This window comes from Modestobacter lacusdianchii (assembly GCF_054177765.1).
The window spans coordinates 38919-51916 of the sequence record NZ_JBJJTJ010000012.1 but is presented as its reverse complement, the minus strand read 5'-3'; the positions used below and the strand labels follow the sequence as shown (position 1 = coordinate 51916).

At 72.5% G+C, this 12998-nt stretch carries 8 protein-coding genes; 6 read left to right on the top strand and 2 right to left on the bottom strand.

Going from position 1 to position 12998, the window contains the following annotated elements:
- The first annotated feature begins 5 nt into the window (after positions 1-5).
- From ACJTNH_RS10955 to ACJTNH_RS10930, 6 genes are all read left to right on the top strand, one after another.
- Positions 6-1916, top strand: coding sequence for a type IV secretory system conjugative DNA transfer family protein (locus ACJTNH_RS10955; protein ID WP_458175496.1), 1911 nt, complete (start codon positions 6-8; stop codon positions 1914-1916).
- The gene (locus ACJTNH_RS10950) at positions 1913-2470 is read left to right on the top strand and encodes a hypothetical protein (protein WP_458175494.1); all 558 of its coding nucleotides are present in this window, start codon (positions 1913-1915) and stop codon (positions 2468-2470) included. Before ACJTNH_RS10955 ends, ACJTNH_RS10950 begins: the two co-directional genes overlap by 4 nt.
- Positions 2470-3030: a hypothetical protein gene (locus ACJTNH_RS10945; protein ID WP_458175492.1), complete on the top strand. Its 561-nt coding sequence runs from the start codon at positions 2470-2472 to the stop codon at positions 3028-3030. The genes ACJTNH_RS10950 and ACJTNH_RS10945 overlap by 1 nt, the downstream gene beginning before the upstream one ends.
- A gap of 15 nt (positions 3031-3045) precedes the next feature.
- Positions 3046-3342 (top strand): hypothetical protein, encoded by a 297-nt coding sequence (locus ACJTNH_RS10940; RefSeq protein WP_458175490.1) that lies wholly within the window; start codon positions 3046-3048, stop codon positions 3340-3342.
- A gap of 66 nt (positions 3343-3408) precedes the next feature.
- Positions 3409-4662, top strand: a complete 1254-nt coding sequence (locus tag ACJTNH_RS10935; protein ID WP_458175488.1) for a hypothetical protein — start codon at positions 3409-3411, stop codon at positions 4660-4662.
- A gap of 86 nt (positions 4663-4748) precedes the next feature.
- On the top strand, positions 4749-5882 hold the full coding sequence (locus ACJTNH_RS10930; RefSeq protein WP_458175486.1) for a hypothetical protein: 1134 nt from the start codon (positions 4749-4751) through the stop codon (positions 5880-5882).
- A 91-nt stretch (positions 5883-5973) separates the two neighbouring features.
- Here the strand turns inward: ACJTNH_RS10930 and ACJTNH_RS10925 are convergent, their stop codons facing one another.
- Both ACJTNH_RS10925 and mobF read right to left on the bottom strand, forming a co-directional pair.
- A complete protein-coding gene (locus ACJTNH_RS10925) occupies positions 5974-6972 on the bottom strand; it encodes a hypothetical protein (protein ID WP_458175484.1) in 999 nt (332 codons plus the stop codon).
- A 78-nt stretch (positions 6973-7050) separates the two neighbouring features.
- Positions 7051-12546 (bottom strand): MobF family relaxase, encoded by a 5496-nt coding sequence (mobF, locus tag ACJTNH_RS10920; RefSeq protein WP_458175660.1) that lies wholly within the window; start codon positions 12544-12546, stop codon positions 7051-7053.
- Between the last annotated feature and the right edge of the window lie 452 nt (positions 12547-12998).

Sequence of the window (12998 nt, the reverse complement as noted above, 5' to 3'; positions counted from 1 at the left end):
CAGCGATGAACGTCGGCCGGTCGCGCCCCGACGTCGGCCCCGCCAGCTGGGAGATCCCGCTCGCCGCCGTCCTGGTGTGGTTCACGGCCGCCGCGCTCCTGCTGCCGGCCGCCCGCGCAGCCGCGGCACTGCTTACCGGCGGCGGCTGGGTGTGGCCGCACGGGTCGGACGCCCTGGTCGCGTCCGTCGGTGGCCTGCTCACCGCCGAGCCCACCGCCGGGCTGGACGCCGCCCAGACGGCCGCACTACCGCCGCCCGCAGCTGTGTACACCGTCATCGCCGGGTGCCTCGCACTCTTCCTGGCCGCAAGCGGGGGAGCGGCCTGGGCCGGGCACCGATGGCTGAGCGGGCGGCCGGGCATGGCCACCCGCAGCCAGGTCGCCGACGTGCTCGGCAGCGGCCGGCTGCGCCGGGTCGGACCCGTCGTCCGTCCCGACCTGACCTCGGCTCGCCAGTGCAGGCCTCGCCGCGTGGTGAACACGGACGTGGGATGGCGGCTGGGCGACGCCGCCGTTCCCGCCGCCGGGCAGCTGTGGGTGCCCTTCGACCGCACCACCGGCGTCTACGGCCCGCAGGGGTCCGGCAAGACCCTCGACCTGCTCGCCCCCGCTCTGCTCGACGCGCCCGGCGCGGCGCTGGTCACCCTGACCAAGGCCGAGGACCTGCTGCTCACCCTCGACGCCCGCGCCGCCGGCGACCGTCCGGTCGCCGTGCTCGATCCCTTCGGCGCGGTTCCTGGGCTGCCGGAGCTGGTGTGGGACCCCGTCTCCGGCTGCGTGGATCCTATGACGGCTGAGCGCCGCGCCAAGGCTTTCGCCGCCGGCACCGTTCCCGGTGCGGTCACCGGCGGCACCACCGACTCAGCGGCCCGCTTCTACGCCTTCGAAGCCGCCAAGGTGCTGCAGGGCTACCTGCACGCCGCCGCGCTGACCGGCCGCACCATCGAGGACGTCCTGGAGTGGGCCGCTCACCCCCAGGCGGCGACCCAGCCGGCCGACGTCCTGCGCGCCCATCCGCACGCAGCGCCGTTCTGGGACGGGCTGCTGCACGGTGCCCTGCACGGCGACCCGCGTACCGCCGGGAACACCGCCACCACGGTGCAGCAGGCGCTGACCTTGTTCTTCCAGGCCGACATCCGCCGCCGGTGCACTCCCGGGCCCGGCCGGCCGGCCACCGACATCACCGCGCTGCTGGCCGCCGGCGGCACCGTCTACCTGCTCGGCCGCGAGGATCCCTACGCCTCGGCGGCCCCGCTGATGACCGCCCTGGCCGAGCACGTCCTCGACACCGCCCTGCAGCTCGCCGGCGACGCACCGACCGGACGGCTGTGTCCACCGCTGCTGGCCTGCCTGGACGAGCTGCCCTCCACCGCGCCGCTGCCCACCCTGCGCACCCGGATGGCCAACGACCGGGCCCTCGGGGTCAGCTTCCTCTACGCCGCCCAGACGTGGCGGCAGCTGGTGCTCATCTACGGCGAGGACGAGGCCCGCGCCCTGTTCGGGCTCACCAACGTGCTCGTCGCCTTCGGCGGCGGCAAGGACGGCGGCTTCTACCGCGAACTCTCCGAGCTGCTGGGCAACACCCGGGTCCGGCGCACCTCCTACAGCTACCGGGGCACCGGATGGTCCCGATCCACCCACGGCGAGACCGTGCCCGTGCTGCGCCCGGAAGAGATCCGCCAGCTGCCGCCTGGCCGGGCACTCGTGGTCGCGGAGAACGCCCCACCGCTGATCGCCCGGCTGACCCGCTGCCTCACCGGACGCCGCGGCGCGCAGCTGCTGGCCGCGCAGGCCTCGGCCCGCGACCGTGTCGCCGCCGCCCGGGAGGACACCGCCAGCGTGGCCGAGCGCACCGGTCGAGCACACGCCGCTGCCGCCCGCGCAGGGCTCACCCCGGTCGAGCGGGGCCTGCGATGACCGCCTCCAACGTGGCCCTGCCGTTCCCGCCGCCGCCGCGGGAGATCCGCCGGGCCCTCGAGCAGCTCCGGCAGGCCGAGGACGCCGGCCTCGAGCCCGCCGGCCTGCGGATGCTGGACCGGCCCTGGGACCCGGCGACCTGCTCGATTGACGTGCGCACCCGGTTGTGGCCGTGGCTGGACGACGTCGCCGCCTGGCTCAACCACAGCTACGCCTGGCAGACCACGCAGGCCATCCCCTCCTGCTGGCCTGCCCATCCCCACCTCGTGCACGAACTCGCGGTCCTGGCCTGCTTGCGAGCCACCGCAGCCGACGCGACTGCTCCGCACCCGCTGGAGGAGTGGCACCGCTACGCGCTGCCCGCCTTCCACGCCCGCCTGGCCGAGCGGCTCGGCATCGGCTGCCCACCCGGCCGGCACACCGACTGGCCCGCTCGCTCCTGGGCGGCCGAATACAACAGCCCGCAGGCGACCGCAGCGCGTCGAGCGCTGTTCGACGGCGACCTCGGCGCCACCACGACCGGCCACCGCCCCGAAGCGGTAGGAGGCCAGTGATGCCCAGAGCCGCCCCGTCCGACCGAGGCGACTGGGTGTCGCTGCTCGCCGGCGTGCGAATCAGCCGGGCCTGGATGGTCCGGCACACCCCCGACCTGCTGGCCGCCTGGTGCGACGCCGCGACCGCCGAGGGCCGCCGCGCGATCTCTAAGCGCATCCTGCAGATCGCCGCCGATCTGGAGAGCGAACCCGAGCACGGCGACGACGACGCAGCCACCGACCTGGCCTGGCGGCAGCTCGTGGCACGCATCGACGCTCGCCTGGTCCGTGGCCCGGACTGGCTGCCGCTGGCCGCTGCGCTCGCCCGCGCCGCGACCGCTGGCTACGACGTCGCCGCCCGGCTGCCTGCGCTGGCCGCCGCCGCTCCGCTGCCCGACCGGCACCCGGCTCGCGAGCTGCACTGGCGGCTGCTCGACGACTGCGCCGCCGCCCTTCCGGCGCGCGGCGCCACCGACCACCGCTCCTCGACCACACACAGCCCGGTTGGTCCTCCACAGATATCCCGCAACACGCCTGCGGCCAACCGCGGCGACGCAAGCGTCGACAGAGCCAACCCGTGAGAAAGGACGTGCCTCATGACCATCGACACGGTCAGCGACCCGCTCGGCTATGCCGCCTCCCTGCTCGACGCCGTCGGCGCCGACCGGGAACAGGTGCCGGCCGACATCGCCCTGGAGTGCCTCTACGCCGCAGAACTCCTCGAGCTCGCCGGCGGACGCACCGAACCGGTCCCGCTGATCGACGGCGATCCCGCCGCCAGCATCCGCGCAGCGATGGGCGCACTCGGCCTCCTGGACGAGGGCACCTTCGCCAGCACACCGGTGCTCGACGCCGCGCGCGCCGCCCGCCGTGCCCTGCGACGGCTGGGCTGAGCGGTGGTCACGACCCTGCGGCAGCTGCTCGACGACCTCACGGACCGAGCCGGTACCCGCCCCGCGGTGACGACCATCGAGGACGTCAGCGGAGCACTGGCCCACCTGGGTCGGGCGCTGTCCGGACTGGCCGAGGACGGGCTCACCCCCGGCGACAGCCACCGGCAGCGCAACGCCTCCGCACTCGCAGCCGCTGTCGCCACCGCCGGCCGGCTGTGGCCGCACAGCGGCGGGCCGCTCACCGACCTCGCCGGCGTCGCCGCCGACCTCGTCGGCCGCGACCGGCCCCTCATGGGCCGCTCCCACCGCTGGGCGGTCACCGTCGAGGTGGCCGAGGTCGCCGACCACTGCGCACGACTCGGTCGCCGTCTGCTGCCGGAGGCGGCAGCTCCGGAGCTGGATGTCGTCCGCCAGTTGGCTGCCACCATCGAGCGTGACGCGCAGGCTGATCCGCCCACCGCCGCGGGCTCGGTGGTGCTCGACCGCCTGGTCCCGCTGCCAGGCCCGCCGTCCGGAGAGGCCGAGGTGACCGTCCTGGACGCCGCCGCTGGTCTCCTGGCTGCGCTCGACCGTGCACAGCGAGCCGACGACCTGACACTGCGGGACCTCCGTGCCGTCGTCGCCGCCGCCGAGCTCATCAGTCGCTACGCCGCCGTTGCGGCGGGCATGGCCGGACGGGACGCCGGACCGCTGCTGGTCGCCGGGCTCGCTTGGCAACTTGTGGGTCGCGCCAGCATGGTCTTCCACGACGGACGCCGAGGAGCGCCCGGCGAGCGCGGAGGGGTCGTCGAGTCGTCGCAGGCGCTCGTCCGCGCCCTGCGCAACGAAGTCGGCGCGCCTACCAACATCGGCGAGCAGCACGGCCGGAAGACGCCCGCGGACGTTGCAACAGCGGTCCAGCAGGTCGCGAGCCACATGCCGGTCCTCGCCGACCGCCTCACGATGGCGGTCGAGCACTGGTCCCGCACCGGGCAGCTGTTCGCGAACGCCCGAGACCTGCCGCCCATGGAAGTCATGCCCGAGGACCGCATCCACGCGGTGATCGCCGGACGACACGTGCGGGCCAGCGGCGCCGACCTTGATCGTCTGCGGCAGGTCGTCGGTCGAGCCGCTGATCTGTCGACAGGACTGGCCGATGCGCTGCACCGAGCCTCCGGGACTGAGCCAGTGGCGCAACGGCCCCGCATCGACGGGCGCGACCGGGGAGCGAAGGTGCCGAGCGATGCCGAGCGCTCGCTCAGACGGGCCCACGCCATTGACCGCGACGGCCAGGGGATCCGGCTGCTCCACGCGCCGCGACGAATCCCACCGTCTCGATAGCGATCGCCGCGCGGGACGACGCTCAGCCCTTGCCGCCCAGCCGGGGCTCCCGGGACCTCGAGCCCCGTGAAAGCTACGGTTCGATCATGTACCCGCCGCCCGATGGGCAAGGCCTCACCGAAGAGCAAGCCATTGCACTCGACAACACATTTCTCGCTTCCGACCCGTTCCAGTATTTCAAGTCGCGGATCGCCTCGCTGGCGGCTTGGCACGAGAGCGCACCACTGTCGGACGTACCGCTGCCGGAGCCCAAGCCCGGCAGCATCCGCGCCGAACTTGACCAATATTTGCAGCGCCCTGTCGCCAGCGGACCGTTCAAGGATCTTGACGTGAATGCGCAGGTCGCCGCCGATGCGCTCGCGCTGCGCCACCATGCCGCCGAGGCTCTCTTGCGGTTAGCCTGCGCTCGGCTTGCTCCTTCGACGAGCGCCGGCGTGCCGTGTCTGTGGGCGGAGGTCGCCTCGGGACCGACACAGATCGGCGAGGTCATCGCGCGCCTTACTGCCAGCGCCCAGGCCGCGGACTGGGCGGAGCGGTTGCTCGGCGCGCTGGTCTCGTCGGAAAAGGTCGAGACCGCACGCACAGACCTAGAAGTCCTCGACGCCTGCGATGTAATTGTCGAATGGATCGGCTACGCCGCAGGACTGCTTAGCCCGGCGGAGATCGACCTTCAAGCGGGTCACAACAAGGTTAAGCATGGCCTCGCCGTGCGGACCAGGCCCGACATGCGAGTCACCTTCCTGAAGACAGCACCGAACGCGGACGGCACCGTCCCGCTCAGCTCACTCACGGGACCCGACGCAATCAACATCTTCGATCAGCCCGTCCTTGAGTTGCTTGCTCATGGCCCTAAGGTCGACGGCCACCGGCAGGGCCTTGAGATCACTCAGCTGCGACTCAAGCCGTCGGCGCTGCTCGCCGACGCCTACATGCTCGCCACGGCGCACGGAACGCTGTTTCACGTCGCTGCCGTTGAGCACTTCAAAGGACACGACGACCCCAGTGAACTCCGAATGCCGACATTCCCCGGCTACCCGGTCGGAGGTCCGCGACCCAAGGACATCGACGCTCACGCGCCGCTCGGGATGCGCTTCCCGCTGACGACGCCGCCCGGAGGGGGCCAGGTCAGACGCGAGGCCGGCATCGGCTTCCGCGATCGCTTCCATACTCTTCATATCGACCACGCCAATCGAACCAGCGGCCGTGTCGTCGACGGTTGAGGTCTTTTACAGCCAAGGCCCCGGTTCTGCTGCGCATTGAACGCAATAGACTGGTTGGTGGGCTAGACGACAGTTGGCGATCCCCGCCCGGTCAGTGTTCGCCGACCGGCAGATTCGACACTGCGACAAGCACGTCCGTGAGTTTGGCCGTGTCAGAAAGCAGCTGGGTCTCGAAGCGCTCCTCGATCTTGCCGAGCCGTAGGTGATGCACCCACTGCTTCTCGGTGACGACGACGTCGCAATACACCGCCGGGACAGGTAGGGCGACGATGTCGATGAAGTCGTTGGGCTCCCAAGGCTGCTGGCGCTGCGTGTGTTTGGCGCGTCGTAGGACGTTGGTGACGTACCTCGTCGGAAGGTCGTCGACGAATTCGAGCAAGCCGCGTGTGCCGAGCAGGCCGGGAAAGGTCTCTGGATCAAGGCCAGCGCGTAGGAGTGCCTCCACGACCGCTGGGTAGATGTCGCGCAGGTCGGACATCCGAATGTTGTCGTAGAGGGCTGAGCCCTTGACTCCCGCGTTAGCGATAGCCGACGCGAGTGAGACCTCGAACTCGACGAAGCGCTCAGCATGGTCGGATTCGCTGAGGTCAGAGCCGGCGGCCGCGTGGGCTGCCGGGCCGGCGCGAAGCAGTTGCTGTTCGAGCATTTCGTTCAATTGTGCCTGAAGCTGGGCCTTAAGTCCGGGAGGAGTCCCCTCGGGGACCTTCACAGCGGGCCATTCCATGCGGCCGCCGGCGATGTGCCGCAGCCCTCGCCCGAAGGGCCGTGCCCGTCGGGCGTCGGCCGGGCGGGCGAAGCGGCGGTGCAGAGCCCGGTCGATCTCTTCGTCCAGCAACGGGAATGGGAGGGCGATCGTGTGGTTGCGTGACAGTTCGAGCATTACGTCCACGAGCCGATTTCGGGAGACGTCGTCGCCTCGCTTGGCGGTCTCCCAGTAGCGGTACAGGTCGAGTGGGAACGAGACCGTGCCTGATGCGACGGTCGCGCGACAGACGTCCAAGGCGTCGCGAAACCGATCGCCTTCGGGGTGGCCGGTTGCTGCGCGCGCCAGGTCCACCCACTTGTTTTGGTCAAGGTAGACGCGGAACACGGGGCGCTTCCTTCCCGCGAGGACTGTGGGCGGACTCCGGCACCATCACAGCACCCAGCTCGCCCGCAAGGCGAACCGCTACCGGGAAGGCCCCACGTCAGGCGAGTTGCCTCGCGGCGCCAGTCCCGTAGTAACCGCCCGCAGTAGACCCCTAAACGGGGGCGTTGCGTGGGACGCCCGTCGGGGATCAGCCGTACTTCTGCCAAGCGCTGAGGTGTTCGAGTCGGCGTCGAGTACGGCACTGTGGACGGTGCCCTGCGGCACGCCAAGTACCTCAGTGGCCCGGTCGATGTGCGCCAGCCACCGGCCCGGTGGCAAGGCGACGATGATCGCGCCGGCCTCGCACAGTGCCGCATGGATGTCCGAGTCGCTCCGTTCGCGCGAAGCCGGGTTGATGCGGGCGTCGAGCAGGACGTCGGCGAGGCTGCGTGAGGAGTCGATGGCCGTCCGCAGCCCGGTGGTGCCGTCGCGATGGACGAGGTCGGCGGGATCGAGCCCCTCGGGTAGGGCGAGGCGGCGTGGGGCGTCGCCACGGCTGGTGAGCTGCCAGTAGATGCGCTCGGCGGCCTGCCGACCGGCGGGGTCGTTGTCGGTGGCCACGAGGATGCCCGGACCGTCGGTACGGATGTAGTGGCCGAGGAGGTCGGCTTGCCGGTCGGTGAGCGCGGTACCGAGGGTGGCGACGCCGACCGTCTGTCTGGCACCGGACAGGGTGAGGGCGATGGCGTCCAGCGGTCCCTCGACGAGAGCCGGGGTGGCTCCAGCGGCGAGCGCGGATCGGCTCTCGTAGAGCCCGAACAGGTGCTCCCCCTTGCGATACAGGTCGGTGCCCGGGGTGTTGAGGTACTTGGGTCCGGCGCATCCGCCGTCGGCTGCGCTGGGGGAGCGGCGGCCAATGAAGCCGACGATCGCGCCGTCGGCGTCGTGGATGGGAAAGGTGAGCCGGTCGCGGAACCGGTCGATCAGCGCGCCGGTGCGGGCGCGTTGGGCGAGGCCCGCGCCGACCAGTTCGGTATCGGTGGCGCCGAGGTCGCGCAGGTGATCCACCAGCGCCGTCCAGCCGGCGGGGGCGTAACCCGGGGCGAACCGCGGATCGGTGGTGAGGTCGGTGCCCAGCCGGTCGCGCAGGTAGCCCGGCGCCCAGGAGGCGGAGTAGCGGTCGGTGAGGAAGACGGCGGCCTGGGTGTTCAGCTCGATGAGCCGGTCGCGGCCGACGACGGCGGTGGCCCAGAAGTGCTGCTCGAGCAGGTAGTCCGCGTCGTCGGTGGCCTCGACCGCGCCGGTGAGGGTGAACGGGTCCGGTGTGCGATATTGCGGCGGCGGCGCCGGGGGAGGGGTGTCGTAGTCGGGGTCGAACGGCGCGTCCTCGTCGCCGGGCGCCACGCCCGCCGGGTCGGTGGTGGCGGTCGTGGGTACGAGCACGGGCGGCAGCAGATGCGCGTCGTCAGGTGGCTGCAGATCGTGTGGCAGCGGTTCGGGGTGGTGCGCGGCGGATGGGTCGGTGAGGGCGGCGACCCGGAAGACCAGCGCCTCGGCCAGCCCGGTCGCGTCACCGGTCACCGCTGGTGGCAGCCCGGCAAATGCAGCGGTGAGCAGGTCCGCGGGGGGCCAGCCGGTGCGGATGCCGTTGGTGACCGCGGCGACCAGCGCCGGCCACGCGGGGTCGGCCAGCACGCGCCCGGCCTGTTCGTCGGGCAGCCGGCCCAGCAAAGTGGCGCACCAGTCCGGGCGCGGTCCGGCCGAGCCCTGCGCGAGCACGGTGGCCGGGGTGACGTGGGGCGACAGCCGCCACCACAGGGCCGCGGCGGGCAGGTCGTCGGGCAGGGGACGCTGTGCGGCGACGGCGGCGAGCATGCCGGCGGCATCGAGACCGGCGCGGTCGGCGGCGGCCACGCGGTCGGCGAGGGCCGGCCAGTGCTCGTCGCGTCGTATGCGGGGGTCGATGCCATCGGCCAGCGCTGCCCACACCGAGCTGTCCCGGGCGGGAGCGGCGGCGGTCACCGCCTCGTCGAGTCGCGTCTGGGATCGGCGTTCCGGAGCCGGCCCCCGAGGCGGTCCGGTAGGGCGCCGGTCGCTGTCGGGAACGGCGAGTGCTGCGCGCCAGACGGCGAGATCGGTCCGCAGTGCCTCGTGGTCCGGGTCCAGCAGGCGCTGAGCCCAGACCGGTGCAGTGGCCGCGGTCATCTCGATGACGGCGGAGGCGACTCGTGTCGCGCAGGCAGTGAGGTGATCCGCGCGGGCGGCGAGGTAGGGACCCCACTGCGGGTCGTCGGCCAGGGCGGCCGGGATGCCGGGCAGCCACGGCAGCGGGCCGACGAGGCCGAGCTCGGGCAGCCGGTGGTCGAGGACGGCAGCGGGGTCGTTCGCCGTCTCCAGTTCCCGCGCTTCGACCGTCGTCCTTAGGGCGGCGACTGGGTCGGCACCGGTGAGTGCGAGTAGCGCCAGGTGTCCGCGCAGCGTCGGCCACGCTGGCGCGCTGGTCAGCCCGGGGTGGAGGCGCTCGGCGGCGTTCTCCAGTTTCTCTGCAGTCGCGGCATCCAGGCGGTGGTCGGCGGCGACGCGTAGCGCGTCGGCGTACCGCGTCGCGGCGGCGTGCAGCTGCTCGGCCGGGTCGGCCAGCGCCCGGCGCGCGCCGGCCGCGGAGATCTGGGCGCCGTCGCGGGCCAGCATGCTGGCCAGAAGGTCGGTGGCGGTGGGCGGGAACACGGCGGCGGGGGTGACGATGCTGTGCGAATCGCCGTCGCCGACGGTGGCCAGGTACAGGTGGTTGGCGGCGCGCCCACGGGAGAGCGCGACGTAGAGCAGCTGTCGCGACTCGCCGCCGGTGAGCACGGTGTGGCAGATGTCAGCGGTGATGCCCTGGGCGCCGTGCACCGTGGTCGCGTAGCCGAGCTGCACGTGCTCGGCGACGTAGCTGGCCGGAAGGGTGATCCGCCGTCCGGTGCCGGTGTGGACCACGTCGAGGGCGCCGTCCCGGCCGACGGCCTGGACGTTGAAGCGGTCACCGTTCTTGACCCACTCGGTGCCGGTGATCGGCAGCCGCCGGTTGTTGGCGCGGGTGATGACCGGGTCCCCGGCCCCGGCGCGGGTGCCGTCGGCCAGCTCGACCTCTGCACCCGGGGAGGAGGTAGTGCCTGCCAGCCGGTCGGCCCGCGCCCGCTGGTTCAGTTGTGTGACCAGGTCCCGGGTGGCGACCAGCAGCAGTGCGTCCATGCCGCGGGCGGAGTCGGCCGCCCAGGCGGCGTAGGCATGCTCGGCGCAGGCGGCCAGGTCCCCGACGTGCACCCGGCCGGAGTCGAGGTAGAAGCCCAGCCCGAGGGTGTCGCCGTCCCGGACGGCGACGGTGGCCGCGGCCTCGGCCGGGTCGGTGAAGCGGACCAGTTGGGTGAGGGTGACTGCGCTGTGGATGGCGGCGATCTCGGCCAGCACGCCGCCGGCGGCGACCGAGGTCAGCTGCTGGTGATCGCCGACCAGCCGCACCGATCCGCCGCGCCCCAGGACGTACTCGACCGCGCACGCCAGTTCGCGGGTGCCGGCCATGCCGGCCTCGTCGACGACCACCAGCGTTGTTGGCCCGATGCCGGCCACCCAGTCGGGCGCCTGCTCGGCGTCGAGGCACCAGACGAGCTTGGCCAGCGTGTCGCACGGAGCCTTCAAGGAGTCGCGCAGCCCGGCGGTGGCCACGGCTGAGGGCGCCAGGCCGAGCACCGTCCCGCCGCCGGCGGTCCAGGCGCGAGCCAGCGTCGCCAGCGCGGTCGTCTTGCCCGCTCCGGCCGGGGCGAGGGCCAGCTGCACCCGGGCGCCGCTGACGGCCAGCTCGCGCACCATCTCCCCCTGGCCGGGATTGAGCTCGGCGCCGTTGGCCGTCGACTCCAGTAGCGCCACCTCCACGGTGGCTGGATCGGCACGTCGTCCGTCGCTGCGGCCGGCGGCTCCCAGGAGCAGTGCCTCGGCGTCCAGCACTGCCTGGCTGGTGTAGAGCCGGGCACCGGCGACGGTGTAGACGCTGGCCCCGTCCGAGCGGCGTAGCTCCGCCGGCTCGACCACCGGATCCGACTCACCCAGCGGAACGGACAGGGCGGGGGAGAGCACGCCCTCGGTGACCCGGGTGACCGCGGCATCCACGTCGTCCGGTGCCAGGGCGGCGGCCCGCACGACCCGCTCGGCCTCGGCGCGCACGTGCCAGACCTGCCAGGTGGCCCGCGCAGCGGAGACGGTGTCCAGCACACGGACGGCGGTCGACCGGACCCAGGCCTCGGTGACCCCCGGGTGCGGGGGCACTCGAGCGTCAAGTACGCGGCCGAGCATCCGGGTGATGCGGTCGGGGCCCCCGAGGACGGCGGCGGCCTCCTGGCGCCAGGTGGCCCGCTGCTCGGCGAGGGAGCGAGGTTCGTGCTTGGGGCCGCGGGTCTCCAACGTTGCTTGCTGCGCCAGTGCGATCGCCTCCACTGCCGTCGGCGGCCGGCCGTGGTAGCGCTGGAAGTCACCGGCCAGCACCGCGCGGCGGGCGTCGATGTCCCGACGCCGCGACGACCACGCCGTCAGGAGTCCCTCTTCCATGCCGACGATCTCGCGCACCGTCCGCCGTCCCGGGGTGGTGCCAGGACGGTCGGCGAACCGGAGCCCCAAGCGGGTGACGAGGTGCGCCTCAAGCCGGGTGTCGTAGCGCTCGGAGGCGGCGACAGCGGCCTTGTGCAGCACCCGCCCGTCGAGCGCCCGCCAGTGCCCGTCGCGGGTCTGCACCTTGTTGCTCACCGCCACATGACTGTGCAGATCGGGGTCGCCGGCGCGGGAGTCGCGGTGGGTGAACACCGCGGCGACCAGCCCGGTGGCCTCCACCTGTCGCACCCCGTCGGTGCCCAGCCGGGTGAAGCACGCGTTGGCTTCCAGCCAGCCCAGTGCGTCGGCGACCGCGGCGGCGTGGGCGGCCTCGATCTGCTCGGCCACCTCCCGCGGTGCCAGCGCCCACAACGCTGACACCGACTTGACGGGGGAGAAGGTGAGGTCGTAGCCGGCCACCGCCGTCGTCGCCGGCCGTGAGACCCGGGCGAGGAAGCCCGACAACTCCCGGGCATCGCGCGGCGCACGGCCGTATGCCTCGGCGAACATGGCCCGGGTAAGGCTGCTGCGGATCCGCGCGCGGTCGACGTCCGGGACCGGAGCCGTGGCCGGCTGTCCGCGGGCAGTGTTGAAGGCGGCGAACTCCTCCGCGCAGCGGGCTCGGAACCCGTCGGCTTGAGGAGCGAAGATGTAGAAGGCCCGCCCAAGGGCTCCTGCCGCCCGCGCCTCCTGCGGCGTCTGTCCCCGGGCCAGGGCCTCCTTCTCGAGCAGATCGGCGTTGGGATGTCGCCCCTCGCCGAAGAGCGACTTCATCTGATTTTCGGCGACGGACTGCCCGGCGCTCACTCCACTAAGCCCGGCAATGCCGCTGCCGGTCCACCGTCCCGGGGCCTCTCCGCGCTGGGAGTAGTAGTCACCCAGCCCGGCGTGACCCCGCTCCGTCGCATCGAACGCTGCCACCTGCCGCGTCAGGTAGGTGTAGCCGTCCCCGGCGGTCAGCTTGTGCAGCGTCATCACGGCCGCGGACCGTAGGAAGGCGGACTTCACTACGGCTGCCGCACTTCTCCAGTAGCTCGGTGCCGCAGAACTCCGGGATGGAGCCCCCGTCGCTCGCGGCGACGGCGTCCCACCCACGCCCATCCCTGGGCAGCACGCACGCGGCCACGCTCACGAACTCTGTACCGCGACCTACTGCGGACGTCAGCCACATGAGATGTCCGCCTGCTGCTTGCTCGGCTGACGCCAAGAGGCGACTGGCCGAAATGCAAGACGTGTGTCGGGTCGCGATCTTGAAGCTTGACTGGCCTCAGAGAGCTGTCGCCGCGGGGTGGCGCGGAGTGGCAGCCGAGGCTTCCCGACGGATTGCGCGGACGATCGTCCGGGGGTGCACCGTCTTTCAGTTGGGGCCGGATGGTCCGCTTCGTCCGTACGGGGACGGCCTTGAAGACGTAAGCGGAAGGCGCACG

What these genes read in the sequence shown, in the direction of transcription:
- ACJTNH_RS10955 (WP_458175496.1), top strand. Translation starts at nt 6, where the DNA reads ATGAACGTCGGCCGGTCGCGCCCCGACGTCGGCCCCGCCAGCTGGGAG.
- ACJTNH_RS10950 (WP_458175494.1), top strand. Translation starts at nt 1,913, where the DNA reads ATGACCGCCTCCAACGTGGCCCTGCCGTTCCCGCCGCCGCCGCGGGAG.
- ACJTNH_RS10945 (WP_458175492.1), top strand. Translation starts at nt 2,470, where the DNA reads ATGCCCAGAGCCGCCCCGTCCGACCGAGGCGACTGGGTGTCGCTGCTC.
- ACJTNH_RS10940 (WP_458175490.1), top strand. Translation starts at nt 3,046, where the DNA reads ATGACCATCGACACGGTCAGCGACCCGCTCGGCTATGCCGCCTCCCTG.
- ACJTNH_RS10930 (WP_458175486.1), top strand. Translation starts at nt 4,749, where the DNA reads ATGTACCCGCCGCCCGATGGGCAAGGCCTCACCGAAGAGCAAGCCATT.
- mobF (WP_458175660.1), bottom strand. Translation starts at nt 12,546, where the DNA reads ATGACGCTGCACAAGCTGACCGCCGGGGACGGCTACACCTACCTGACG.